Raw genomic sequence first — 24,927 nt, 5'->3', positions numbered from 1 at the left:
TGCTGTGAACGAGCGGGGTCGGGGGCGGCAGCGCCCCCGACCCCGTGCACGGGCCGTCGTCAGACGGCGCTGGCGCAGGACGAGGCGCAGGAGGCCGCGCACCCGTCACCGGTGCCGCACGCCTTGGGGAGCAGGTCGGCGCCGATCTCCGTGACGATGGTCAGGTCGACGTCGAACGGGTCGGCGGGCGCCTCGGGGGTGGCCGTCGCAGCGGACGCCCCGGTGCTGGCCGTCATGATCGGGCTGAGCATGGTTGCGGTCATCGCACTTCCTCTTCTGTCGGAAAGTTCCGAACGGTTCGTCGTGCTGTCCGGCCTGCGTACGGAGTGCCGCAGGGCCGGGTTTCTGCATTCGCACCTTGGGTGCGGCCCCTCTCCGGTTGACCGGATTCCGTGGGGGACATGGATTCGGAGCATCCGGAGAGGGGAGTCGAGGACACGGGCCGGGGCTACCGGAACTGGCCCGCGTAGAGCGTGGTCAGCGTTGTGCCGGTCACCAGGACGGGCAGGAACAGAACCTGGAAGGTGCCGAAGCCGAACCGACCTACGTACGTCGCCGGATGCCGCAGCACCCATCCGACCTGGCCGAGCAGCTGCCGGAGAACCCCCTGACGCATGGTGGTCATCACGCCGCCGACCGCCGTAAGGCCGTGGAGCCGGCGGCGTCGACGACCGCCCACGGCGTCGTGATCAGCGCCCCGGTCCGGGCCTGCCAGGCAGCGAGGTTCGCCCTGTCCTCCTCCAGATGCCCCAGCATCACGAGCAGAGGGGTGACGATCCCGGCCGCCTTCCCCTGCTCGACCGCGGCCAGAGCGTTGTGCCAGCCCTCGCATAGGGCACGGCTCTCGAACGGTGCCGCCCGGTCGACGTATGTCTCGACCGCCTCCCAGCCGGCATCGGCGACGTACCGCTGTGCGCTGGCCACACTGTGGTCGGCGGCCTCACCGAGCGACGCGGGCAGACAGGCGTACAGCACCAGGCGCGTGCCCGGGGGCACCTCGTGTGGTGCGGTCTGCCTCGCACTGCCGCTCATTCCGCGTTACCTCCAGCCAGGTGAGCCGAGACGCCAAGGGTTCGACGCCTCGACGAAGAGCCTCGTCGGGGGCAGTCGGCGGCGGTACGCCGTCAGCACGCCGTTTGTCCGCCGTCCGGCGGCACGCGAGGAGGCGGAGCCGCGGCGTACCGCCGCGGCTCAGGCGGAGCGAGGCTGATCGGTCCAGTGCCAAGCGGAAACGAGAAGCGGCGATGGACGCGGTGGACGAAGAGCGCCTCTGCAGGCGGACGCCAGTACGGCGTCATTGGGTGAAGCTGGCCGATTGCACCGAGCCTTCGGGCCTCGCGCGCAGACACGTACGAGAGCTCCTCGAGGGCCATGCCGCGCCGGAGCGGGTCGACGACGCCGTTCTGATCGCCTCGGAGCTCGCGGGTAACGCGCTCAGGCACACAGCCGGTGGACCGGACTGCATGTGTGTGGAGGTCTACCGGGACGTGGCGGTACTGCGCGTCCATGACGCGGGACGGGATGTCTCCAGAGTCCGGGCACGCTCTGCGGAGGAGTCGGTGGATGAGTTGACGGGCAGTGGTCTCGGACTGCTGCTCGTCGGCGAGTTGGCCTCCGCGTGGTCCGTCCGGCCGACCGCGATCGGCAAGGAAGTGGTCGTGGTTCTCGCCCTGGACGCCGGCGTGCTATCCGAGCGGGACGCTCTTCCGCACATCCCAGCGGTACGTCCGCCCCTCACGGCGGAGTTCCACCAACTGGACGGCGGGCACGGAGAGTTCGACGGCAGGGAGAGCTCGGAGGCTTGAGACCGCGTCCACGACCGGCGCTGCGGGGCGCCGACGGTTGTTGTACGCGAGGCTCAGGTGCGGCCGGAAAGCGGACGTCGGCTTCTTCGGGGCCAGACCGACGCTGCTCCCCGCCTTGGCCAGCACGTGGTGCAGCCGGAGCAGGGGTTCCCAGGGGCCGAGGGACAGCCGGACGGCGCCTCGGGAGCCGGCCAGCGGCATGGCGTGTACGAAGAAAGCGGAGGGCAGCAGCGCCTCGGCGTCCCGCGCCAGGCTGTCCAGCTGGCCTGGGGTGACGACGCCCGGCGTTCCGACTCGGGCGAGGGTGATGTGCAGTCCGTCCGTCGGCACCGGGTCGAGGCCGAGAGGGGCCAGCTCCTCCTGGCAGTGCCCGGCGAGAGCAGCGAGCCGCTGATCATCCGGGAAGGTCAGCATCCAGTAGTACGCGCGACTGCCGTCCGACCAGCCGGGGCGTGCCCAGTGGTCGGTCATCTCGTCGAGTGCGCTGAACGCCGCCCAGTCGTGGGCCGCGGTGACCGCCGGATCGTGCGTGTCGACGGGGGGCTCGGCGGGGAACGCGGCGGGATCGGCGCTTAGCAGGGGCACCCGACGTACTCCTTCGGCTTCACACTGCCCCGGAGCGCGACGACACCCTCAGCGCCTACGACGCAGATGACGCCATGGCCAGGGCCGCTGGCTGCGAGCTCCAGGTCCGGAACTCGTCGTCATAATCGCGTACCGCCGGGTGATCACGCCATGGCCCGGCCTGCTCATGCAGGTCACGGGAGCGTTGGTAGACGGAGCTGATCGGTGTCTCTCCGCACAACTGCAGGGCCTCACGGCCCAGTGCCATCGACTGGTCGATGTCGGGCGTGCGCTGCTGCAGCAGCGCGGTGGCGACGTCGAGGCGTACGAGCGAACGGCTCCAGGAGGAGGTCGAGTGCTCCACCAGGTCGTCGATGTGCTCGGCGTCGCGCAGTACCTGGGCCGTGTTGCGTAGCGCGACGTGTGACGTGACGGCGTTGGCCAGCGTCCTGGCCCGTCCGTACGGCTCGAAGGAGATGCAGGAGGTCAGCCCGACGGGTACCTCGTGGAGGTCGGAGAGGCGGAGTGCCTGTCCGATGGCTTGCTGGACGGCACGCCGGTCGCCGGTCTTGCCGAGGGCCCTGGCCCGTCCGTTGGCGAGCAGGCGGATGCACTGGGCGTGGCGTGGGGCTCGCTCGACGGCCGCGGCGGCGCAGGCGTCCGCCTCGTCGTAGCGGCCGGCGTAGTAGAGGCTGAAGGAGAGGGTGCCGCACGCCCAGAGGTCGGTGTCCAGGTCGCCGATCTCGCGGCTGAGATCCCGGGCTTCGGTGCAGTACGCCTCCGAGAGCGCGAAGTCGCCCGTGTTCACCGCCATGTAGCCGAGCAGGCCGGAGGCGCGGGCGGCGAGGCGGAAGAGCTCCCGGCGCGTGCGTGGGGGCTGGCGGCCGTTGAGGAGGGTGTGGGCAAGCTGCCGCACCTGGCGGGCCTGGGGGCGAAGAGCGTACGGCCCGTCCTGTTCGTACCGGCTGGCGATGCCCTCCAGCAAGGAGTCGAGGAAGGCGAGCGTCGCGTCGTCGGCGTTGCTGGCGGTGAGCTGCCGAGTCCGGGTGACGATGTCCAGTGGGTTCTCGTCGTCCTCTCGTGGCGGAGGGGCACTCGTCGCCTGCTGGCGCGTGCTCGACTCCTCGTCACGGTCGTGCGCGGAGTCGCCGCCGTCCGCCGTGGAGAACAGCTCGGACACGGGTCTGCCCAGCATGTGCTCCAGAACCCGGCGGGCGTCAGGACGGGGCAGGGTCAGCAACTCCCCGCCGTACCAGCGGTCGAACTGGCGTGGAGAGACCTGGAGGGACGCCAGGCGGGGGTCTCGGTCGAGCTCTGCCAGCCGGACGGCGGCCCGCTCGTACTGGGCGGCGAAAGCCTCGTGCGTCGTCAGGTGCCGTTGCTGGAGCAGCTGCCGGAGCAGCGTTGTCCGTGGCATGGCCCACCCTCCTGGTGCGGCGTGCAGGACCGACGCGGATGCGCGTGCCGGTAGCGAGGTCGTGGCCTGCTCGCCCATCGGTCGGCTGCGGCGCATGCCCGTACGAACGCGCGCCGTGACTCCTGACAGCATGCCGATGCAACTGCCAACTAGGCAATATGTCTGGTGAAGTTGACCCGTATGGGTTGTAGAGGTGTCGCCGGTACGGAGAGACTTCCGGCATGGCCTTGAAGAGAAGCCTGGTCCCGCAGTCGGTGTACCGGCGACAGCTCGCGGCACGGCTGAAGGAACTGCGTGACGCGACCGGACTCACCCTCACCGAGGTCGCCGATCAACTGGAGGTCAACCAGGGGTCGCTGAGCCGGATCGAGAACGGCGAACGCGGCACGACGCCGGTCCTCGTCCGGGCACTGCTGGACCTGTACGGCGTCAAGGACGAGGACCGGCGCGCCGACGTGCTCGACCTCGTGCGAGCGGACAAGGAACAGCAGAAGCCCTGGTGGCGGAAGTACTCGACAGTGCTCACCCCGACCCGCTACGACGGGTACCTCGCGCTCGAGGCCGGAGCGACGCACCTCGCCAGCTACCAGCCGATGCTCGTGCCAGGGCTGCTCCAGACCGAGGACTACGCGCGTGCCGTGATCTCCCAGATGAGGAAGGACCTGTCCGCGCCGCAGGTCGAGTCCCTGGTCACGGTGCGCATCGAGCGGCAGAACAGCCGCTTGGGTGGTGAGACCCCAGCCAGGTTCTGGGCAATCCTCGACGAAGCCGTGCTGCGGAGGACGGTCGGCTCCGTCGAAGTGATGCGCGACCAGATGCGGAAGTTGGTGGAGGCCAGCGAGCAGCCGAACGTCACGGTACAGCTGCTGCCGTTCTCGCTCGGCGCGCATCCCGGACTGTACGGCCCGTTCGTCGTCCTGACCTTCCCGCCCCCCACGCCGGACCTGGTGTGGCTGGAGAACCCCAAGAACTCCGTGTATCTCGAGTCCCCGGAGGACGTGGACAACTACACGGGGATCTTCGACCAGTTGAGGGACACCGCCCTGGACCCGTCGGAGACCCGCACCCGCATCGCACGCATCAGCAAGGAGCTCGAAGAGTGAGCACGCCCAGCGAGGCCGCCCCGCACGACGTCGATCTCGCGCACGCGCGGTGGTGGATGAGCTCGTACAGCGGGGGTGCGAACGACTGCGTGGAAGTCGCTGCACTGGGCGACCACGCCGCGGTGCGCGATTCCAAGGACATCGGGCGTGGGCCGTTGCTCTTCTCGAAGGCGGCGATGCGCGCGCTGGTTGGCGGAATCGCCAGCGGGGCTTTCGGTGAGCATCGGGGCTGAGCAGAGAGCCGGGGCGTGAGGAGAGAGCCGTGACGGTCGTCGTCATGGGCGTAGGTGTCTCGGGTCTCACGACCGCCGTGGCGCTAACTGAGGCCGCGCTGCGAAACGTCCGCCATGAAACCGGCCTCGCGCGCCCGCGAGGCCGGTCATCTCCCGTACGCGCGCTTCCAGCGCACTCGGTGCCGGGAGTCTCCCTGGCCGCGGCCGTTCACCTGACTCAGGGAGAGCAGGGAGGCTCCGTTGTTCCACAGGCCGAGGTGGTCGCGGTGCACCGCGAGGATGCCGTGCTGCACGGCGAACCGCTCGGAGGGGCGGCTGAAGCGCGTGGTCGTCACGAACACCGCGAGGTCGGCCTCGAAGTGCACCTTGGCACCCAGCAGATCGCGTAGCTCGCGACTCGCGATCGTGCTGCTCGGCGCATAGCGCTTGCACTGGATCACCATGCTCCGGCCGTCCGGAAGGCGGCCGACGACGTCGACGCCATTGTCGTTCGCACCGCCCACCTGCCGGACCTCTGTGCATCCGTCCCGTCGGCACAGACTTGCGACCAGGTCCTCGAACTCGGTGCCGGTCATCGCGTCCACCTCGGTGAGCGTCCGATGACCGGCCTTCACCGCCTCTTCCTGCCGCCAGAGACGGTCCCGCCCGCGCACGAGCCGGTCCGCACGCCACAGCCACCAGGCCGCCGCTCCGGCGCCGCCGAGGACCAGTGCGCCCGTGATGTACGGCCAAACGGCCGACCAGAACACCACCAGCAGAACCAGCACCAGACCACCGCTGGCCGCCATCGCCTTCAGCCGCGCCGCCCGCCGCCTGCGAGCAGCCGTACCCCGTCTACGCCCAGCCACGATCGCAGCCCTCCCCCACAGGTCCGTGTACGGCAGTGTGGGCAGCCCGACGCAGCGCGAGAAGGGCGCAAGTCAGCCATGTCTGGATCCCGATTGCCTGGCGAGGCAGCGTGGGTCCGGCGAACGACGCGACCACCGCGGACGTCAACGGCAGCGACGTCCGCTGCTCTTTCCGGTGGTCACCGCGGAGCAGGCTTCGACGACAAGGCATACGCAGCCGCCGAAGCCTCACCGAGCGTTCAACTCGTCGGCCTGACCAGTCTCTACGGCCAGGCGTAAGCAAGCCGGCGTGGCAGAGGTACCGGAGCGAGCGGTATCAACAGTCGCCACTGTCCGGGCGGCAGGCGCCACAAAACTCGGAGAAAAGTCCCGCCACAAAATGTGATTCACATAATTCCCGCCGCACAACGGAGAGTTGAGGATCTGCGAAGCTCCCTTCGCAGCTTCGGACGTGTAGAGTTGGGGCTACCGAGGCCCGGGGATCCGGGTTTCGCGTGTGGTGCCGGGGGAACGGGCGTGCCCTTCCTGCGCTGCGGCATCGCGCACAGCAGGTGTGAGACCCATGTACGGCCGCACCGCCCAACCGGGCGCCAACCAAGCAAGGCGGTGCGGCCCAACCGTCCCCTCACAGGGACAGAAGGGCAATTCTTATGAGAACTGCCAACGTCCATCATGCCTGGACCTGGCCTTCGCAAGCCAGGAAGACAGTGGTGACGCTTGTCGTGATCATTATCGTGGGCTTGGTCGCGGCCGCCCTGACGGGGCACGGGCGGGCCGCTCTGACCGCGGTCACCCTGGCCATGCTGGCAGTGGCAGCGGAGGAACTCCTGCGCGCGGCTCTGCGGTATTGGCTGCGCGCCGTTTGATCCACGACGACATACGAAGGACGGGTCGAGCTGTGCACGGAAGCCGTAGATCCATGGCTCCGCAAGACGCTTGGGGCGACGCCCAGGGCGAGCGGATTCCTTTGGGGCACCTGAGCAGCGTGACAGCCGGCCCGTCCGGTTCTCTTTTGGAACACTTGCACGACGGTCCCGACGGGGTACCGGTCATCGCACCACCGGACCTCACAGAACACTTCTCCGTGGACGCCCGGCGGGTTCGCCGGGTGCCCTCGAGACAGGCCGAGCGACTCGCCCGATTCGCACTACGCGCGGGTGACCTTGTTGTCGTGCGGCAAGGAACGCTTGGCCGACTGGCCCTGATCGGAACCGAACACACGGGCTGGCTCTACAGCTCTTCCTGTCTGCGCATCCGGCCACATCGCGATGTGGTACTGCCTGCATACCTGGCCGCGTACCTGACGCACCCTCCCGTGCGCAGAGAACTGCTGGGGCGGGCGCTTCCCGGCACGGTCCCCTCGCTTAATTCGGCAATGTTGAATCAGCTACCAGTCACCGTGGTCCCTCTGGAGCGCCAGCGAGCTGTCGTCGAAGCTCTCGCCGACATCGACGAGCAGATCAGGATTCAGCGGGAGATGGCCACACGTCTGGAGGCCCTTCGACCGTCGGTCTTCGACGAGCTGACCAACAGGTGGCCGCACCAGTGAACGAGAACCATGTCGGGCCACTGGCCACCGAGCAACTTGAGAAACTCCTCTTTCAGGCCGCCGACATCTTGCGCGGTGATCTGCGAGCCTCGGACTACGGCGAGGTCATCGCGCCGCTGCTCATTCTCAAGAGAGCATCGGACCAGCCCGGGCTGCTCACAGTTCCGGACCTCGCCCGCTGGTCCCACGTCGTTGCACACCATCCCCGCGAACTGGGAGAGGCACTCAACAGAGCACTATGGGCACTGGAGAAGAGCAACCCCAGAGAGCTGAAGGGGCTCTTCGACCGCGTCGACTTCAACAGGCGGGTCCCCGGCCCGTCTACGCTCCAACGATTGATCTACCACTTCGACCCGCTGCGACTCAGTGACGACCACCTTGAGTTTGGTGATGTGCTCGGCCGTGCCTACGACGGCTTTCTCAGCGCCGTGGCCATGTCCGACAGGCGAAGCGGCGAGTTCTACACCCCACGTGCCGTATGCAGGCTTCTTGCAGAACTCGTAAGACCGCAGGAGGGTCAGTCTGTCTACGATCCATGCGCGGGCTCGGGAGGCATGCTTCTCCAGGCGGCGCACTACGTTGAGCAGCATGACGGGAACGAAGCGGATCTCGCCTTGTACGGGCAGGAGAAGAACAACGCCGCATGGTTCAACGGCGCGCTGAACCTCTTCCTGCACGGCCTCAGAGACACGTCCGTATCCGTCAGCGACTGCCTGGCCGATCCACTCCTCGAACACGGGCGAATCAAGCAATTCGACCGCGTACTCTCGGCGCCACCGTTCTCAATGAAGTACGTTCGGCAGGAGGTCGATTACGCGGAGCGAATGAAGTATGGCTGGACACCAGGCGCTAATGCCGACCTGATGTTCGTCCAGCACGTACTCAGTGTTCTCCGTCCCGACGGCGTCGGGGCCGTGGTCGCTCCGCACGGCGTACTCTTCCGGGGCGGTGCGGAGGCCGACATCCGCCGAAGGCTCATCGATGACGGTCGTCTCGAAGCCGTCATCGGAATCGGGCCGAACGTCTTCCACAACACAGCTCTACCCGCCTGCATCCTGGTGTTGAGGGGTACCCAGGGTCTACCGACGGACCGGCGGGGCAGCGTTCTCTTCATCAATGCCGAGCACCACATCGCCTCAGGCCGCGCACAGAACCGGCTGGAACCACAGCACGTAGAGAGAATCGTCGAATCCTTCCAAGGCTGGGAGGACATCCCTGGCTTCGCGAGCGTCGTCTCACTGGACGACATCGCGGCAAACGACTTCAACCTCAACATCCGTCGTTACGTCGACACCGACCCGTCCGCGGACCCCCTGCTCGATGTCCGAGCTGCACTGACAGGCGGTGTCCCAAAAAGGGAAATCGACCTGGCAAGCCACAGGTTCCGTGCCTTCGGTATCGATCTCGACGGTCTGTTCCAGCCTAGTGGCCTCCACTACGTGGACTTCCTCGAGGAGGGGTACGGGGCGACCGCGGCCCGCATTCCGGAACTGGCCGCTGATCTGGAACGCAGGTTCATCTTCCGCTCCAGAGACTGGTGGCAGCAGCAGTACCATCTTTTCGCTGACATGGCCGGCACAAACCGTCTGTTCACGTCCGGTCTACGCTCCCAGCTTCGCTCATCGTTCTGTGCGGACCTGATGCCACTGGGAATCTTGGGCGAGCACCAATTGAGGGGTGCCCTCGCGTCGTGGTGGTCGGACCACGAGGAAGACCTCAGAAGCCTCAACCACCGCGGCTTTACCGGCGTTGTCGACCGATGGCACAGCACTCGCCCGAGCTGGTTGGGGACCTCGCGCATCCCGTCCGAGCCAGACATCGCGCGCGTACTCGATGCCCTTGGGGACGACCTCTGCTCGCGCGTCAGACAGCTTGTCGTCACGGAACGGCAGAGTCTGGTCGAGACATACCTCTCATGGGGCGATCGATACGCGACCTCGTTGGCCGACCTTGAGCGACGCTACGAAACCGCAGCAGCTCGGCTCAAAGCGCGAATGGCAGCCCTCGGCCATATGTGAGCGCACAGGGAGGTCGGTGCCCGGGCCTGGTCTCAGTTCTGGTCTAATTCACCCCCGTCCAGGACCGTCCGCCTCCCGCCCGATGCCGTGCTCCGCCGCAGGTCAGGACGTCCCTGAGCATCGCCGAACCCTCAGACGAACATTTGGAAAGCGTGTTGGGCCCCTTCACGAGCTCGAACCTCAGATCGGCCAGTGATCGTCTCCAGATCGATTGATACCGGACGCCACTGACAACAACACCGCCCGCGCTGCGACCGGTCCCTGCCCGACCAGCTCATGTCCTACGCACCTGTGTAGACGAAACGCACAGGCTCAGTGAGAACAGCTTCGGCGGTCTGCAAGTCGGCCAGCCGGGCCGACAGCGTCGCCTCCGCCAGACGCGGCGGCAGCGCGTCCCCGAACTTCAATCCCCGCACTGCCCGTTCGTCGACAGCGGGAAGGCAGAGCCGGTCCGGAGACTCGCTCAGGGCTTCCTTCCACACCGGTGGAGTGAGGTCTTCCCGAAGACGGATCCAGTGATCGTTGATGCGCTGGGCCGGCACCGCGATCCCCTCCAACGTGGCGGACAGAGTGGCGTTCGCCCGGTGACCTGCCCAGGTCCACCAGCGGAGTTGCCCCCCTTCGCCCCGCACGATCAGGGTGCCGCCCGGGTGGACCTTCTCCAGGAAGACGTCACGTGCCTCTTTGAGCACCGTGGTGGCGCGTTGGGTCAGGGAGACGGGCGGATCCGTCCCGAGCAACACCTCGCGCACGGCTCGGGTGACCTCGAAGGAGGTGCCCTGGCCGAATCCGGTGCCGCTCCACTTGGCCTTTCCACCGCCGTCGACCGGCTCAACGAAGCAGCGCTTGCGCTGCCAGTCGATGTAGGTGACCTGCCAGCTGCGGCCAGCGAGGAGGAGCCGACGAGGGCCGGCGACACGCTCGGTGAGCAGGGCAGGGTCGGTTCGGCCGATCTCGGTACGGCCCTGGAGGACGGTGAACTGCGGGGGGGCGGTGAAGACGGCGGTGAGGTTCATGAAGTGGCGGTGCCCGAATCGCCGTTCGGCTTCGGGGCCGATGAACAGCATGCCGCCGTCCTGGGCGAGGTATCCCTGCTCGACCAGATGCCTGACGATCGGCTCGGCCGACCCTCCGAACGGTCCCAGGCCGTTCCACCACTCCTGCCAGAGCCGGTCTCCTACGCGGTGTTCCTGAAGGCAGAGGGCGAGCAGCTGCTGGGCGACGATGTGCCGGGGCTCGGGCGGCGCGGTGACCGGTTCCACCCAGCCTCGCGACCATTTGAGCAGCAGTCCCGCTGCGGCTAGGAGTCCCCCTTGGTCGAGGGTCAGGAAGAGGCAGTTGCGGGTCGTTCTGGGGCGGCGTCCGGTGCGGCCCAGTCGCTGCAGGAAGGAGGCGACGGAGGTCGGTGCGTCGACCTGGATGACCCGGTCGAGGTCACCGACGTCGATTCCCAGTTCCAGCGTGCTCGTGGAGATGATGACGCAGTCGCGCGCTTCGGCGAACGCGGTCTCCGCGCGTCTGCGTTCGTCGAGGGAGAGCGAGGCGTGTGACAGGAACGTGGTCACGCCCTTGGCACGCAGTTTGGCGCCTAGTTCTTCGACCAGCCGCCGGGACTCGCAGAAGACGAGCCGCTTCTCGCCGCGGTGGAGGGCGCTGATGACAGTGGCCGCGTTGTCGAGCGACCCGACGTAGTCGAGCTGGATATCACCTGGTGGCACGGAGGCCGACGCGGTCGACATGGGCTGTGCCTCGGACAGGTGGGGTGCGACCACGCGACCGGGGCGCCTCCCTGATCCTGATCCCTGGAGCCAGCTGAGCAGAGCTTCGGGGTTACCGACGGTCGCGGAGAGACCAATGCGTTGTACGGAGCGGCCCACGACTTTTTGGAGGCGTTCCAGTACGGCGAGCAGGTGCCAGCCGCGGTCGTCACCGGCGAAGGCGTGGACCTCATCAACGACCACGGCCCGCAACCCGGAGAAGAAGGACGCGTGGTCGACGTTGACGCTGACCAGCATCGCTTCCAGCGACTCGGGGGTGGTGAGCACTACGTCCGGTCGGGCAGCGAGGATGCGTCGTCTGGCACCGGCCGGTGTGTCGCCGTGCCACAGGGCCGCCGTCCGGCCGAGCCAGGCGGTGTAGGTCTCCACGCGCGGCAGCAGGTTGTTCAACAGTGCCTTGAGCGGACACACGTACAGCACCGACGTGCCGGACCAGCCCTGGCCGTGCATCCGGGACAGCAGGGGAAAGCAGGCGGCTTCGGTCTTCCCGCCGGCCGTCGGGGCCAGCAGCAGGGCGTCGTCTCCCGCGGTGAGCGGTGCGACTGCGGCTTCCTGGAGCGGGCGCAGTCCCTTCCAACCCAGGGTGTTGACGATGTGGTGGACCAGCGCCGGTTCCAGGCCGTCGACGGCGTTCACGGCAGTTCCAGTTCGATGTCGTCTGCCCGGTCAGCGGCTGCGTTGCGTTCGGTGTCGGTCAGTTCACCAGCCGAGACGGTGAGCTGGTAGTGCTGGCGCGGGTCGAAGTCCTCGAACTCGTCGACGCGGTCCAGGACGTCGGCGACGAGCTTGCGTAGGAAGACGCGGGGGGCGATCCCGACATTGCCGCCCAGACCTCCGGTGATGGCGGTGGCGAGTTCGCCCACGTAGGCGTCGTCGACCTGCGCGGTGACACGCTCGGGATGACGTGCCGCTCCCCGGTAGAGGTCCCGCACCTTCCGGCCGAGTTCCCCGAGTCGCGGCAGGTCGAAGCCAGCCAGGCGGAGCTGGACGGCGCGGGGCGAGTCGAAGCGGGCATCGGTGGCGAAGTCGGTGGCGAGCCGCTGGGCCAGGGGCGGGAGCCGCTGGACACCCTGCTGGCCGTCGTAGAACGCGGGGGTCCCGGTGATGACGAGGAAGAGACCGGGGAAGCGTCCGGCGTCGATCTCGTCGAGGAGCTGGCGCAGCGCGTTTAGGCCCTTTTCCCGCACGTCGCCGCGGACGCGTTGCAGGGTCTCCGTCTCGTCGAGTACGAGGAGCAGCCCCGGGTGGCCGCAGTCGCGCAGCACGGTCAGCAGTCCCTGGAGGAAGCCCAGCGCGGCGAAGTGGTCCAGGTCTCCGCGTACTCCGGCGGCCCGGCGGGCGGATGCGGCCACGGACTTCTGGCCGCCGAGCCAGGCGATCAGAGCTTCCGCCGTTGCGCCGTCCCCAGCGGTGATGGCACGGCGGTAGCCGCGCAGGGCGGCGGCGAACGCGGGTGTGGTGCGGGCGACATCGGCGAGCCGGCGTTCCATCAGCGTGTCCACGGCCGCGGCGAGGGCTTCCTCGTCGTCCTCGTCGATCTCCGAGCCGTCGAGGACCTCCTCCTCCAAGGTGTAGAACCACGAGTCGACGACCGCGCGTAGTGCGCTGGGCTGGTGGGTGGCGGTGGCCAGGCGCTCGGTGAGCCGGCGGTAGACGGTCTCCAGCCGGTGCAGCGGTGTCTCGGTCTCGGAGATCTGCACCTCAGCGGTGGCGAGTCCCGCGCGTTTGGCGCGTTCTGCCAGCCAGCGGGCGAAGAAGGTCTTGCCGGAGCCGTAGTCGCCGCGGACGGCATGGAAGGCGGCGCCGCCACGGGTGACAGTGGCCAGGTCGTCGTCCAGGGCGGCTGCGAAACGGTCCAGTCCGACCGCAAACAGGTCGAGGCCGGACTGCGGGACGGTGCCGCGCCGCAGCGCGTCGATGACCTCGCGGCGCCGGACCGCGCTCACGGAAGCGGGGTCGGTCATCGCATCTCCTCCCCCCGACTCGCTACATCGTCCGCCTGCTTGTCCCATTCGCCGTCCTGCGACTTCGGCAGGAACTGCTCGCGCAGGAGCGGCACGTCGAGCTTGACCGCGTGCCCGCTGTCGATGAACCCGAGGACGGGATACCCCTCGACGTTCAGCAGCCGCTGCACCGTGGCAACGAAGCCCTCGATGTTGCGCCGGACCCGCCCGGTCGCGGAGATCGCCGCGGCCAGAGCGGCCGGGGACATCGTCCCGCCCGCTGTGACGAGTGCGTCGATGACCGCGGCCACCACCTTCGCCTCGGGCGCCTTGCGGACGTACTCCTTCTGGGCCGCGTACACCTCGCTGCTCACCACTGTGCTGCCGAGCGACTCTGCCACCGGCGGTACGGCTTCCGTCCGGGCGGACGGCTGCGCCTCGGTGGTCGGCGCGCTCTCGGAGGGCGCCGCGGGCCACGCGGGCGTGGGCACCGTCGGCTGATCAGCGGAAAAGGCCGCAGACTCCGGAACGTCACGGGTGACGTGCGTCCGCCACCAGCCCGGCGTGGCAAGCTCGCGCGGCAGCGGCACCCAGTCCTTCGGCGTCTCCTCTCCTGCCGGGAGCAGGACGAGCACCGGGACGGTCACCTCGGCCAGGGAGGCTCCGCCGTGGTACCCGGCGCGCCGCCCGGTGTAGCGGATGTCCTCGCGCCACGGCAGGACCACCGCTCCCCCGCCCTCGCGCACCCGCGGGCCGTGGACGGCGATTTCCCCTTCGCCCACCACGTCACCGGTGCGCCAGCGGGCGGACTCCGCGCCCTCGGTGACGGCCGTCTGGGCGTCGGAGCGACTGCCCCGCTCCAGGACGTGTCCGTGGTCGGCGACGAGGACTACCGGGCGGCCGTAACTGCGGGCGGCTGCGAGCAGTTCACGCAGATGCGTGACGTCGGCCAAGGACCAGGTGGTGCCGCGGCCGTGCCGGCCGTTGTCCAGTGCCTCGTCGATGGTGTTGAGGATCACGCCCACCACGGCGTCGGAGGCGAGGGCGGTCATGAGTTCGTGGGAGAGCGCGTGGCCCGCTTCGCCACCGATGGCGGCCTTGTGGAAGAGGGCCGCCGCCTTGCGGCGCCGTTTCCAGAAGGCGGTGAAGCCGCTCGTCTCGGCCGACTGACCGCCACCCGCCGCTTCACCCGTCAGCAGGGAGGCACGGCTGACGCGGGTGATGGAGGGCAGCATGGAGACGGCGGCGAGCCGCGCCGGGGTCTCTCCCGCCTCCGGGCGTGGCACGATTTCCCGCCAGCCGTCGCGTTCCGCCTCCTCGCCGAGCTGGGCGGCGACCGCGCTGCTCATGCCGTCGAGGACGAGGAGGAGCGGAGCGGCCTGGCCGATCAGCGGGCGTACGACGGTGTCCAGCACGTTCTCGACGACGAGGCAGCCGTCAGGGTGCTGGGCGGTGGCGTGCGCGGCCCAGGCGGCGACCCTACGGGCGAACTCCTGATCGAGGCGCTGCCTGCGCTCACGTGCCTGTTCGTAGAGAGCGCGCAGATCCCGGCCGGTCTCCAGGTCGCCGTCGGGATCGCCCGCCCACAACACGGTGAGGGCCCGGTCGACCCAGCCCCAGTCGGAGACTTGCGCCCGTACAGCGGCGGCCACGCTGGTGACGGCGGGCTCGGGGCTGCTGAGCCAGCGCGCCACCCGGACGGCCGTCTCGGCAGCCTGGACCTGGTCCGGGCGGAGGCCGGCCAGGGCGTGGCCGAGCAGGTCGGCCAGCGCGGCCTGGCCGGCGGCCGGTGAACGGCGGGCCTCCGTGACGGTCCGGCGGAGTTGCGCGGTGAAGCTGGAGGGGAGGAAGCGGCTCGCGGTGAGTCCTGGGGTGAGGCCCGCCTTGGCGGCCAGCTCGTCGGCCCGGTCCAGTACGGCGACGACGCGCAGGCGGGCGTCATGGCTGGTCCGGGCGTCGGCGATCCAGCGAGTGAGGGTTCCCTCCACGGCGTCGGTGAACACGGCGAGTTCCGACCGCCGGGGCATGACCTGTCCGAACAGTCCGCCGAGGGCGAGCACCGTGTCAGGCTGGGCGGCGGGGTCCCGCAGTGCCGCGCCCAGCAGTCCGAGCGGCAGGGCGTCGTGGCCGAGTCCGGCCTCGGCGAGGGACAGCAGGACGGGGACGGCCGGCCCGGCGACCTCCGCTAGCCACTTCTTCAGTTCCAGGCGCTCGGTGACGCCCAGTTCGGCGAAGCGTCGGGGACCGGCGGGCGTGCGCGACCAGGCGAGCAGCGTGTCCGCGTCGAGGGTGACCTGCCTGTCCTGGCCGGAGGGGGCGTGCGGCGCGCGCAGGCCGAGCCGTTCGGCCGTCAGGGCGCGCAGTGCCGCGTCCCGGGTCAGTACTCCGCCGACACGCGGCCAACCGTCTTCCGCGGGCTCCGCTTCGACCAGGGCTTCCAGCAGCCACCGCTCGCGGTACATCCGCGGATCCAGGGCGGTGGCGCCGAAGCGCTGGAGGACGACCTCGGCGTTCTCGACGGTGAGGGTCTTGCGCCGTACGGCCCTGCCGCGCACGTCCCAGCCGAGCTGCTCGTCGTCGACGCCCGTGGTCACCACGAGCACGTCGGAGGAAGCGGCTGCGCTCCTGTGCTCGTGCAGGGCGGCGACGACGCCGAGGACGGAGGCTTCGTCCCGTACGTGGACGCGTCGCGCCTCGCCGTCCAGGGTGACGGTGAACCGGGGCGGGGCGCCGGGCGCGTACCGGCCGTGGACGAGTACGAGGCTGCGCTCGCCCAGGTCCTTGGCGTTCGCGGCGAGCAGGGCCTCGACGGTACGACGGCCCACCCGGGGCAGGGCCGGGGCCATCAGCCGGTGGTCCCTTCGCCGCCCGGTTCCGCCTCAGTCTCGGCGGAGCCGTCGGTCCCGGCCCCGGTGTCCGTGACCGGCTGCCAGGAGACCTGAATGCGGGTGCCGGGGTGGGCAGCGAGGTAGGCGCGGATCTCCGCGTCGATCTCGGCGACCGTGGTGGCCAGCGACATCTCGAGCTGGGTGGGTTCGATGAGGTGGACGGCGCGTCGGCGACCGGCCTGTGCGTCGCCCCCGCTGCGGGAGGCGTCGTCCAGCGTAGAGGGCTGTTCCGGGGTGGGCGTCGAAGGGACGGGAGGTTTGCCATGGTCGGTGAGGCTGACGTCCTCGGCGGTCGGCTCCGGCGTGACCGGCGCGACGGGCGGAGTGACCGGCTGGGCCGGCTGCGCGAGGCGGGTGGCCTCACGCATCAGGGCCATGACAGTGTCCGGGAGCCGGTCCAGTACGGGCACCAGCGAGACGGTCTGCTCGTGCTCTCGGGCGGCGCGGTGCACCTCGTCCAGGAACCGGGTGGCCCGTTCACCGAGGCTGTCCTGGCGTACAGCGATGTCGCGGCGCACATCCTCCAGCAGGGACCACCTGGTACCGCGCAGCGCGGCGGCGACCTCCGGGGCGTGCCGCAGAGCGCCCGCGATCTCCTCGTCGGTCACGTCGTACGCGGCGGCGGCCAGCTCCCGCACGCACGCGGCCGGTTCGATGGTGCGCAGCAGCCGGGCGACGAGGTCGGCGGCGACCTTGGTGGACTTCAGGCGGGGCGCGTCGGCGCCGGTCAGCCCCAGGTGGTGGGCGTGCTCCGTCAGGAGGGTGCGCACCTCGCCGAGGGCCACGCGGTGCTCCTCCGCGACCGCGCGCACGCCTTCGGCGAGCCGGGCGACGTTGCGGGCGAACAGGACCCGCGAGACGGTCCTGCCGAAGATCGTGCCGGCGCGGCCGAGCGCGGTGTGGAACTCGTCCTCGGTCGGCAGTTCCACGGCCCTCAGCCCATATCCCGGGCCGATCCGCTCCAGCTCCGGGGCCTTGGGCAGCGGCGAGGTCTGGTAGACCCAGGTGCGGTCGTCGAGCAGGGCGTACGTGGCGATGATCAGGTTGCTGACGTGGCGGTCGAGGCCGGTGTAGCCGAGCTGCTCGATCCAGTCGCGGATGTCCTCCACGGACAGGTCCGGGCCGGCGTCGGGGGTCTCGGCGGCCTTCTTGTTGACGCGCAGGCGCCAGTCGGTGGTGACGTTCAGGGGCCCGTCGTGGACCTCGCCGAGCTGGAGGGCGTGCACGATCCGGCGGACGACGGGCAGGTGCTGGCTGTCGACCACGACGCGCCGGGAGCCGTCCTCCATCGCCCTCGTGATCCATTCGAGGGTGGTCTTCAGCTCGCGGGTGGTGACGGCCTTGCGGGTGAGGCGCGGGTCGAAGTCGGGATGCTTGGGGTGACGGGCGCTGAGGAGCCCGTCGGCGAGCAGGAAGAGGTTCTCCTCGAAGCCGACCGCCGGTTCGGGCCGGGTGCGGGTGAAGCCGGGCTGGAGCGAGATCAGGTGGTGCCCCTCGGGGACCTCGGCACCCGCAGTGCCCGGCTCGGCCTTGTTGATGCCGTACAGCTGCAGCAGGGCGTCGGTGAGCTGGGTGGTCAGGCTGTCACGGGACGCCTTGAGCTGATTGCGGATCTGGATGCGTTCCTCGGCGGGGCGGGTCGCCGTGTGGTCGTCGAGCCGGTCACGCTCCAGCAGGTAGTTGATCTTCAGCAGGCGTCCGAGGTTGCGGGCCTTCTGCTCGGACAGGAAGTGCGGCAGCCAGACGATCGTCGGCGCCGTCTTCCCGGCGCGCTTCATCCGCTCCACCCGCTGCACGTCGTCCATCGGCGAGTGGGTGTGGCCGTCGAAGGGGTAGTCGAAGACGAAGCGGATGTTGCCCTCGGTCTGCGGCGCGAACTCGGCGTCGGGCAGGTGCGGGTCGCGGACGTTACCGAAGACGAACTCGACGGTGCGCTTAGTGCCACGCCAGACGACGGTCCGCTCGCAGACGAACGCCTGAGTGTCGGGAATGCCCAGGGCCGCCCACAGCTGGTCCTTGATCCACTGGCGGCGGTAGCCGTCCTGGTCGGCGACGCCCTGCACCTCCTCCAGCAGCGGCTCGACATCCAGGTCGGACAGGTGCAGGTGGAACACGGGGTCGGCGGAGTCGCCCTCGCTGCGCAGTTCGCCGTCGAAGCCCTCGGCCTGGAGCTCCTGCAGGCGCTTGACGGCGACGGCCCCCGCGTCGCCCACCCGGGTCCTGATCGTGCCGTGGTTCAGCGCGGCGAGCCGCCCGCCCGTGAGCCGGGTCAGGGCGGGCACGTTGGGGGCGAGGGAGGCCAGCAGCAGCGTCTTGACGAGCCGGTCGTCGGTCCGGAACCGCTTGTCGTCCTCGGAGCCGTACTTGGTCAGCAAGTGCTCGCGGACGCGGGCGTGGAAGCGGTGCGCGATCTCCGACTCCTTGCGGAGCTTCGCGGTGAACGCCTCACCGGTCCGCGCGGCGATGACGTCCCACAGGTCGCCGATCGGGACGAGTTGGCCGAGCCGCAGGTCGTCGCGGTGGCGCCGCAGCAGCTCCTGCACCAGCTTGAGACCGGTCCGCTCGCGCTGGAGCGCACCGGAGAGGTCGACCAACACGTTGAGCAGGGCCGGGGACAGCGGATACAGGGTGCGGAAGTCGTCCCAGCTCGCCTCCGTGCGCCCCTGCGCGTCGAGCAGGACCTGCCGCACCTCGTCCCGCGACGACTCGACGATCTTGAACGCGTCGTCGCGAGCCTGCTCCATGCCCGGACGCGGGGCGAGCACCCGGTGCTTGATGATCTCGACGAGGTTGCTGTCCTCCAGCTCCACGACGTCGATCCGGCCGGCGAGGTACTCGACCTGCTGTTCCAGGTTCTGCACATCGGCGCCCGCCACGTCGGAGCCGATGAGCTGGGACAGGTCGCGCTGGCGGGAGATGAAGGACACGATCGGCACGGGCCTGCCGCTGTCGGCGGACTCGATCAGCTTGACCAGCCGCTGCACCTGGTCGCGGACGAAGTCCTGGTCGCCCATGTGCGCCTGGAGCCACAGGATCAGCTCGTCGAGGAAGAGGACGACGCCGTCGTAGCCCAGCGACTGGGCGTGGCGGGAGATGACCTTCAGGCCGTTCTCCAGCGGGATGAAAGACTGCGCGTCGCCGCGGGCGGCCTGCGTGTACGCGGCCATGGGCCCGGTCAGCAGCGCCGACACCAGCCGCTCCCGCTCCTCACTGCCGGGCGGCGCGGCGAAGGCCCGGTCCAGCTCGGCGGTGCTCCAGCCGCCCGTGCCGGGCAGGTCCCTTCCCCCGTCGATGCCCGGCAAGTCGTCCTCGTCGTCCGCACCGGACGCCCCGCCCTCGCCGGGGGCGGTGGCTGCCGCCCCGGCACCGAGCCACTGCCGGAACTTGTCGTCGTCGCCGAGGAACTTCCGCTGCCGGTCCGCGTCGGTGAGCAGCGCGTCCGACCGGTAGACGGCGGGGGTCGGCGCGTCCTTGCGCACCTCCCGCACGGTGTGGACGTAACCACCGAGCAGCGCCGAGTCGAGGTCGGTCGATCCGACCAGGTGGTACGGGATCATTAGGAAGTTGCTGCCGCCCAGCCAGTCCCGATGCTCGGCGACAACCTCCGTCAGTCCTCGCTTGTTCAGAGCCCCCTCGTGGCCGTTGAGCACGGCGTGCAGCACGGTGAGGAAGTGGCTCTTACCGGCACCGAACGAGCCGTGCAGGTACGCGGCGTGAGAGTCGCCCGTGCGGACCGCCTTCGCGACGATGCCGAGCGCCTTGCGGAACGCCTTCTGCAGCTGCTCGGTGACGACGTACTCCGCCACCCGCTCGGCGGCCTCGTGGAAGCCCTGGGAGAGGTCGACCTTGAAATCGCCCGCGTGGACGTCCTCCTTGATGTCGATGACATCCCGGAGGAACAGTTCTGTGGTCGACATCAGGCGATCATTCCCTCACTGTGCTGGCGGCCGGCCCGGACAGCGCCCCCCCTCAGGCGTTGGCGCGACGTCCATCTTGCCAGGTGGGTCCGACAGTAGGGGGAGAGATCGTGACACCTTCAGGGTGGGGCATCACGGTGGGTGATCGTCTGACGGTGGGTGTTCCAGGTGCGCTCACGTCGGGTGTCTGGTGGGGGTCCCTGCCCGCAGGTCCACCTCCGCCCACACCGTCTTCCCCGGCCCCGTGCGCTCCGTCACACCCCAGCGGGAGGCCAGGGCGGCGGCCAGGAGCAGGCCCCGTCCCCCGTCGGCGTCGGCGGGCGGGGCCAGGCAAAGGACACCCGGATTCAGCCCCTGCTCGTGTCCCCAACCGCCTGGTCGGCTTTGACGGCGCACGCATATGCCGAAGCACGACGGTTGTCACCGGCAAAGCCGAATACGCTGGCAGAAAGCCGGGCCGAAGCAGCCTGGTTGTCACCTGGGAGGCAGGCTACTTGTCACAGACTCCCCATCAGCGGCTCTCCTGTCACCAGGCCGCGGCGTGATACGCGACGACCTGACCGAGATGCTCAGCGAGCAGACCACGGCATGTGGCCCTGCACGCGACGCCTTGATCGCCGGTAGGACCTTCGTCGTCTGGGATGGCCTGGTTCCCGCCAATCAGCTCGCAGGCATCTACCGGGCCCGGCTGCGCCGCACCCAAAAGCGCGGACAGCCGACGCTGGCCCTCTCCGCCACCGTCAACCTTCTCTCCCAGGCATCTGAAGAGCCCATCCGTATCGGGCGCATCGACACTACGGACGCGTCCTGGACATTCATGCTCTTCCTCAACGCCACCGCTACCGCAGTACTGGCGTGCACCGGCGTTGCTAGAACCACGTCCTCGGCAGAGCCAGGCTCAGACGCGAAGTGACAACAAGGTTGCCTTGGTGACAACTATCGTGCTTCGGCTCAACGCATCAGGCACCGCCCGCTGAGTCGCCGTCGGCAGCTCGGGGGAGAGCACTCTGTCTCTCCCCCTTGTCGGCTCTACGCCTCGTCCACCTCCGGCTGTTCGGTCGGCTCTCGACGCTGTACGGCCTTCCGCCCGCGTGTCTTCCGCACCGGACGCCAGTCCTTCATCTGCGCCTCGCTCACCCCGTGCGTGCGCAACAGTTTCCGGTACTCCGACTCCAGGTCCTCGGCCGGCGAGCTCTCCCACTCATCGTCGTCTGCGCTGTACCACTGGTGCACCCACGGCATGACCTCATGCAGCCCGGCGAGCAGGGGGACGAGCCGGTCGGTGCCCCAAGCGTCGTTCCTGACACGCGTGTCGATCAGATCCGTGAGGGCCAGTGCCTGCTCCTTGTGGTCCCAGCCGGCCCAGCCGAGCATCAGCGTGGAGTCGCTGCCCGGGCCCGCCTCCGGGTAGGAGATGAACCGTTCCTTGGGGACGTCGAGCTTGCCGCGGTGGGTCCAGTAGGACTGCTTGAGGAAGTCGGAGGACTTGTACTTGGTCGGCGGATCGATATCGAGCCGCGTGCCGGTACGGTCCTCCTCGCGCTGCTTCTCCCAGACCTTCTCCCACTCACGGCGGGTGCGCAAGCCCGAGTCCTTGTAGCGCATCGCGGCGAGGTAGGGCACGTGCTCGTCGGCGATGATCTCGCTGAGGACCTGCGCGAGGGGAAGGTCCGGCTTCTTCAGGTGGTCGGCGGCGTAGAGTGCGGCCACTGAGGTGAAGTCGGGGTCGGAACCGAGCCGATCAGCAAGGTTGTTGACGGTCAGCGTCCGGGGGTGTCGCATCCCCTCACGCACCTCGAACCACAGGTCCTCGTCCTCGCAGCGGTCCAGCAGCCAGTTCCGCAGCGCGGCGCGTTCCTTCTTCTCCCAGGAGTCGGTAGCCCAGCGGCGCTTGCACTCGGGGCGCTCGATGAGGGCGATGTCCTTGCGGCTGGTGATCAGGTCGATGCGCGCCTGGACGATGTTGCGGTACCAGTCGGGCCAGTGGGCGGGGATCTCGGTGACAGGGGTCGAACCGTGGCGCGCGAACCAGGCGGTCTCCACCTCCCCGGCCTCGACCTTCCGCGCGAGAACGATCTCGAAGGCGCGCTCACCGAGCCTAGCCTCCGGGATGGTCTCGGGATCGGGTGACGGGGTCACGGTCCGGGCGACTTCGCGGTCGGTGAGCAGCCCGTAAAGACCGTAGACCTGCCAGTCCAGCTCTTCTTGCAGAGCGATCAAGCGTTGGCGAACGCGATCGTGGCTAGCCCTAGCTTCATCGAGCGCATGCCGCTGCGGTACGCCCTCGGCGCACATGGCCGACGGCTCGAACGTTGCAAGCCTCTGAGCCAGCGCGTCGAGAATGCGACCAAGGTGAAGCGGAAGCTTTTCCGGTAGGGGGAACTCTTGCAGCTTAGTACCGGTGAACTCGTAACGGTCGATCCACGCCTCAGGCGTCCACCGATTACCACCGCCGCTCGAATTGTCAGTCCCCCCCTTTGCCTGGCTCATCTGCTTAAGCCAAAAGCAGGCCGTCGAAGAGTTGAGGATCCCCAACAGCTCCAGGTGCTCGTTCTCCCCGGCTCCATCGGGCAGCTTGATCACGGGTGCGGACTGCTTGAAGAGCTTCTTACCGCGCTCAAGGACGAAGTGGTTATGAGTTGCAACGAACGCGAAAGAAATAGAGAACTGGCCGCTCAGGCGGTACGCATAGTTTTCCAGATGCTCGTACCAGGCCCTCCCGACCTCCTCCATCACCCTCCCAAACAGACGCCGATTTCTAAGAATTGTCCTGCTCGGCCAAAGCGCACGCGCCGGCAACCAGTTATGAGCGGGCACTACATCACTGTGAGACTCTCCGCAATACGGGTCACGGATGACCAGTCTCCCGTGGATTGAGAAATCACGCACCGCCTCGCCGATAACAAAGCGCTGAACCAGTCTTCCTTCACGCAGCCTCTCGGCCGTCCGCTGATCAGGCAGGGTCCAGGCTTCGTCATCTCCCGGGTTCGTCGTCCGACCAATTGACGAGACACGACTACCCAACCTTATGGACGCAAAAGAATTGAGTGCGGACAAGAGGGGCGCGCTGCCAGCGCCCGAGAGCGACCAGGGATGCTCCGCGAACCCTGAGGCATCTGCGTCCTCAACTGACACCCACTCCGACTCGCTTCCTGGCTTGTTCGCCTGAGCGACAATTGCCTGCCAGACAGCGCCCCGTGTCGCATCCTCCGGTTGCCCCGGCTCCCCCCGCACACCCAGCACCGCCCGCACCGTCCGCTGCGGGCTTGGAACCCGGTTGCGCCCCACCAGAATCACCGTGGGTGTGCCGTGCCCCGGAATAAAGGCACCCGAGGTGTCGATCACGTGGGACAGCTCGACCCGGTTCCGGAAGACGACCTCGATGAGCTTCTTGCCGAACTCCCTCTTCATGAACGAGTTTGCGGTGATCTGCCCCACGAAGCCACCGCCGCCTAGCCGCCCACCGGGCCCCTTCACCGCAAGCTCGAACATGCGCTGAGCGAATGGCACCGACAGCGCATAAGTCCCCGCACACGCGTCGTACGCTGCCCGATAGTTCTCGTTCTCCTGCTTGTCCTTCACCGTGATGTACGGCGGGTTCCCCACCACCACGTGATACGACCCGCGTCCCAGCAGGTCCGCCCTCTTCGCGTACTCCCACACATCCTCCGTGGCGTACGCGTACGTTTCCCCCTCCTCGCGCCCCACGACCGCCTCCGCGAACAACGTGTCCAGGTCGGTCTGGATGCCCGCCGCGTCCCGGCCGTGCAGCAGCGAGTCCCCCACGGCCACGTTGATACGGAATGGCGGCGCGTCCGCCAGCCGCCGCGTACCCGCCGCACGCATCGCGGCGACTAGGAGCCGGAAACGAGCGATGCTCGCTGCGAAGGGGTTCTTGTCGCAGCCGTGGACGGACTCCAGCACCCGGCGCACCAGCGTCCAGTCGTCCGTACCCGGTTCCGCCTGGCGCCACTTGTCCAGCAGGCGGTGGAAGATGCCCAGCAGGAAGTGGCCGGAGCCGCACGCCGGGTCGATGGTGCGCAGGCCGCGGCGCTCCCTGCCGTCGGGGCCGGTCCACACGGGGTTGAGGCCGAAGCCCTGCCCGTCGTCGGCGACCGCCGGTTCCAGGGTCAGGTCGAGGATGAACTCCTCGACGAACTCGGGGGTCTGGAGCAGCGCGTATGTCTTGCGGGCGTGCTCGCTCAGGTCCTGGTAGAGGTCGCCGAGGAAGCGGGTGTCCCACTCGGGGGCGGTGAAGTCGTAGCGGATCTCACCGTCCGCGCCCCAGCGGCGCCAGAACATCAGCAGTTCCGTCGCCGTCTCGTAGCCGGGAGTCAGTCCCCACAGCGGGTTGTGCCGCTCGTCGAAGAGGCCGGCGGCCGTCTCGTTGGTGCTCGCCAGGTGGCGGAACGCCTCGATGATCCAGTCGCGGTTGTTGTGGTGCGGGTAGGTGCGGAAGTGCGCCTCGTGCCGGGCCTCCGCCTCGGCGAGACGTTCGCCGGGGCCGGCGAGGTACGGCTCGTCGATCAGGCCGTTGTCCTCGCAGAAACGGACGAAGACACAGCCCAGCACCCACGCCACGGCAGCCTGCGTGACACGCTCGTCGCGCCAGGCCGGGTAGGACAGGGCGGTACGCCTCGCCTCCTTCGCCTCGCGCCACTCGCGGTCCAGCCGAGTTCGGAACTCCTCCTCGGAGTCGCTGCGGGCCCGCAGGTCGTCCTCCAGTGCGACGACCAGCTTCTTCAAATCTTTGAGCAGGGCCGCCTTGTCCGTGCCCGTAGTCGTCACCGTCACTCTTCGCTTCCTTTTCCCTGCACCGCGTCAGCGCCCCACCGCGTCATCCGCGGACCGGACCTCCCATCCT

At 68.8% G+C, this 24,927-nt stretch carries 18 protein-coding genes; 7 read left to right on the top strand and 11 right to left on the bottom strand.

Features of this window, described 5'->3' with window-relative positions:
* Window positions 1–59 precede the first annotated feature (59 nt).
* The 3 genes from fxlA to OHU35_RS23330 form a co-directional block, all read right to left on the bottom strand.
* Window positions 60–263, bottom strand: coding sequence for an FxLD family lanthipeptide (gene fxlA, locus OHU35_RS23340; protein ID WP_405506721.1), 204 nt, complete (start codon window positions 261–263; stop codon window positions 60–62).
* Window positions 264–448: 185 nt separating this feature from the next.
* Entirely contained in the window at window positions 449–625 is a 177-nt protein-coding gene (locus tag OHU35_RS23335; protein ID WP_280858727.1) for a hypothetical protein, read from the bottom strand.
* The gene (locus tag OHU35_RS23330) at window positions 625–1,032 is read right to left on the bottom strand and encodes a hypothetical protein (RefSeq protein WP_361709467.1); all 408 of its coding nucleotides are present in this window, start codon (window positions 1,030–1,032) and stop codon (window positions 625–627) included. Before OHU35_RS23330 ends, OHU35_RS23335 begins: the two co-directional genes overlap by 1 nt.
* Window positions 1,033–1,244: 212 nt before the next feature.
* Between OHU35_RS23330 and OHU35_RS23325 the strand changes: the two genes are divergently transcribed.
* A complete protein-coding gene (locus OHU35_RS23325) occupies window positions 1,245–1,805 on the top strand; it encodes an ATP-binding protein (RefSeq protein WP_361709465.1) in 561 nt (186 codons plus the stop codon).
* Here OHU35_RS23325 and OHU35_RS23320 read toward each other — a convergent pair.
* Together OHU35_RS23320 and OHU35_RS23315 are read right to left on the bottom strand one after the other, a co-directional pair.
* Window positions 1,686–2,390 (bottom strand): 2'-5' RNA ligase family protein, encoded by a 705-nt coding sequence (locus OHU35_RS23320; RefSeq protein ID WP_405506718.1) that lies wholly within the window; start codon window positions 2,388–2,390, stop codon window positions 1,686–1,688. The genes OHU35_RS23325 and OHU35_RS23320 overlap by 120 nt on opposite strands.
* Window positions 2,391–2,445: 55 nt before the next feature.
* Window positions 2,446–3,786: a hypothetical protein gene (locus tag OHU35_RS23315; protein ID WP_405506716.1), complete on the bottom strand. Its 1,341-nt coding sequence runs from the start codon at window positions 3,784–3,786 to the stop codon at window positions 2,446–2,448.
* A 221-nt stretch (window positions 3,787–4,007) separates the two neighbouring features.
* Between OHU35_RS23315 and OHU35_RS23310 the strand changes: the two genes are divergently transcribed.
* Window positions 4,008–4,889, top strand: a complete 882-nt coding sequence (locus OHU35_RS23310; RefSeq protein ID WP_405506714.1) for a helix-turn-helix domain-containing protein — start codon at window positions 4,008–4,010, stop codon at window positions 4,887–4,889.
* Complete coding sequence (locus tag OHU35_RS23305) at window positions 4,886–5,122, top strand: DUF397 domain-containing protein (protein ID WP_405506712.1); 237 nt, start codon at window positions 4,886–4,888, stop codon at window positions 5,120–5,122. Before OHU35_RS23310 ends, OHU35_RS23305 begins: the two co-directional genes overlap by 4 nt.
* 146 nt (window positions 5,123–5,268) lie before the next feature.
* Here OHU35_RS23305 and OHU35_RS23300 read toward each other — a convergent pair whose 3' ends face one another.
* Window positions 5,269–5,970 (bottom strand): restriction endonuclease, encoded by a 702-nt coding sequence (locus OHU35_RS23300; RefSeq protein WP_405506710.1) that lies wholly within the window; start codon window positions 5,968–5,970, stop codon window positions 5,269–5,271.
* Between the two features lie 722 nt (window positions 5,971–6,692).
* On the opposite strand from OHU35_RS23300, the gene OHU35_RS23295 reads away from it, so the two are divergent.
* The 3 genes from OHU35_RS23295 to OHU35_RS23285 are packed head-to-tail and all read left to right on the top strand — an operon-like array spanning window position 6,693 to window position 9,537.
* Entirely contained in the window at window positions 6,693–6,836 is a 144-nt protein-coding gene (locus OHU35_RS23295) for a hypothetical protein (RefSeq protein WP_405506709.1), read from the top strand.
* A 53-nt stretch (window positions 6,837–6,889) separates the two neighbouring features.
* Window positions 6,890–7,519, top strand: a complete 630-nt coding sequence (locus tag OHU35_RS23290; protein WP_405506707.1) for a restriction endonuclease subunit S — start codon at window positions 6,890–6,892, stop codon at window positions 7,517–7,519.
* Window positions 7,516–9,537, top strand: coding sequence for an N-6 DNA methylase (locus OHU35_RS23285; protein WP_405506706.1), 2,022 nt, complete (start codon window positions 7,516–7,518; stop codon window positions 9,535–9,537). Before OHU35_RS23290 ends, OHU35_RS23285 begins: the two co-directional genes overlap by 4 nt.
* Window positions 9,538–9,818: 281 nt before the next feature.
* On the opposite strand, the gene OHU35_RS23280 is transcribed toward OHU35_RS23285, so the two are convergent.
* Genes OHU35_RS23280 through OHU35_RS23265 form a run of 4 tightly spaced genes read right to left on the bottom strand, consistent with a single transcriptional unit; the run spans window position 9,819 to window position 20,063 of the window.
* Complete coding sequence (locus OHU35_RS23280) at window positions 9,819–11,951, bottom strand: DEAD/DEAH box helicase (protein ID WP_405506704.1); 2,133 nt, start codon at window positions 11,949–11,951, stop codon at window positions 9,819–9,821.
* Complete coding sequence (gene brxD / locus OHU35_RS23275) at window positions 11,948–13,279, bottom strand: BREX system ATP-binding protein BrxD (protein WP_405506703.1); 1,332 nt, start codon at window positions 13,277–13,279, stop codon at window positions 11,948–11,950. Before brxD ends, OHU35_RS23280 begins: the two co-directional genes overlap by 4 nt.
* Complete coding sequence (pglZ, locus tag OHU35_RS23270; RefSeq protein WP_405506701.1) at window positions 13,276–16,104, bottom strand: BREX-2 system phosphatase PglZ; 2,829 nt, start codon at window positions 16,102–16,104, stop codon at window positions 13,276–13,278. Before pglZ ends, brxD begins: the two co-directional genes overlap by 4 nt.
* On the bottom strand, window positions 16,104–20,063 hold the full coding sequence (locus OHU35_RS23265) for a PglY protein (protein ID WP_405506699.1): 3,960 nt from the start codon (window positions 20,061–20,063) through the stop codon (window positions 16,104–16,106). Before OHU35_RS23265 ends, pglZ begins: the two co-directional genes overlap by 1 nt.
* Before the next feature lie 541 nt (window positions 20,064–20,604).
* Between OHU35_RS23265 and OHU35_RS23260 the strand changes: the two genes are divergently transcribed.
* Window positions 20,605–20,976 carry a hypothetical protein gene (locus OHU35_RS23260; protein WP_405506697.1) on the top strand — a complete coding sequence of 124 codons (372 nt, stop codon included), beginning with the start codon at window positions 20,605–20,607 and terminating at the stop codon, window positions 20,974–20,976.
* 116 nt (window positions 20,977–21,092) lie between these two features.
* Here the strand turns inward: OHU35_RS23260 and pglX are convergent, their stop codons facing one another.
* Window positions 21,093–24,857, bottom strand: coding sequence for a BREX-2 system adenine-specific DNA-methyltransferase PglX (gene pglX, locus OHU35_RS23255; protein ID WP_405506695.1), 3,765 nt, complete (start codon window positions 24,855–24,857; stop codon window positions 21,093–21,095).
* Window positions 24,858–24,927 lie beyond the last annotated feature (70 nt).

Source organism: Streptomyces purpurascens (assembly GCF_045040895.1).
In the GTDB taxonomy this organism is placed as follows: domain Bacteria; phylum Actinomycetota; class Actinomycetes; order Streptomycetales; family Streptomycetaceae; genus Streptomyces; species Streptomyces purpurascens.
The sequence above is the reverse complement of the archived record's forward strand: the minus strand, read 5'-3'. Positions and strand labels throughout refer to the sequence as shown.

What these genes read in the sequence shown, in the direction of transcription:
- OHU35_RS23265 (WP_405506699.1), bottom strand. Translation starts at nt 20,063, where the DNA reads ATGTCGACCACAGAACTGTTCCTCCGGGATGTCATCGACATCAAGGAG.
- brxD (WP_405506703.1), bottom strand. Translation starts at nt 13,279, where the DNA reads ATGACCGACCCCGCTTCCGTGAGCGCGGTCCGGCGCCGCGAGGTCATC.
- OHU35_RS23315 (WP_405506716.1), bottom strand. Translation starts at nt 3,786, where the DNA reads ATGCCACGGACAACGCTGCTCCGGCAGCTGCTCCAGCAACGGCACCTG.
- OHU35_RS23290 (WP_405506707.1), top strand. Translation starts at nt 6,890, where the DNA reads ATGGCTCCGCAAGACGCTTGGGGCGACGCCCAGGGCGAGCGGATTCCT.
- pglZ (WP_405506701.1), bottom strand. Translation starts at nt 16,104, where the DNA reads ATGGCCCCGGCCCTGCCCCGGGTGGGCCGTCGTACCGTCGAGGCCCTG.
- OHU35_RS23325 (WP_361709465.1), top strand. Translation starts at nt 1,245, where the DNA reads ATGGACGCGGTGGACGAAGAGCGCCTCTGCAGGCGGACGCCAGTACGG.
- OHU35_RS23310 (WP_405506714.1), top strand. Translation starts at nt 4,008, where the DNA reads ATGGCCTTGAAGAGAAGCCTGGTCCCGCAGTCGGTGTACCGGCGACAG.
- fxlA (WP_405506721.1), bottom strand. Translation starts at nt 263, where the DNA reads ATGACCGCAACCATGCTCAGCCCGATCATGACGGCCAGCACCGGGGCG.
- OHU35_RS23330 (WP_361709467.1), bottom strand. Translation starts at nt 1,032, where the DNA reads ATGAGCGGCAGTGCGAGGCAGACCGCACCACACGAGGTGCCCCCGGGC.
- OHU35_RS23335 (WP_280858727.1), bottom strand. Translation starts at nt 625, where the DNA reads ATGACCACCATGCGTCAGGGGGTTCTCCGGCAGCTGCTCGGCCAGGTC.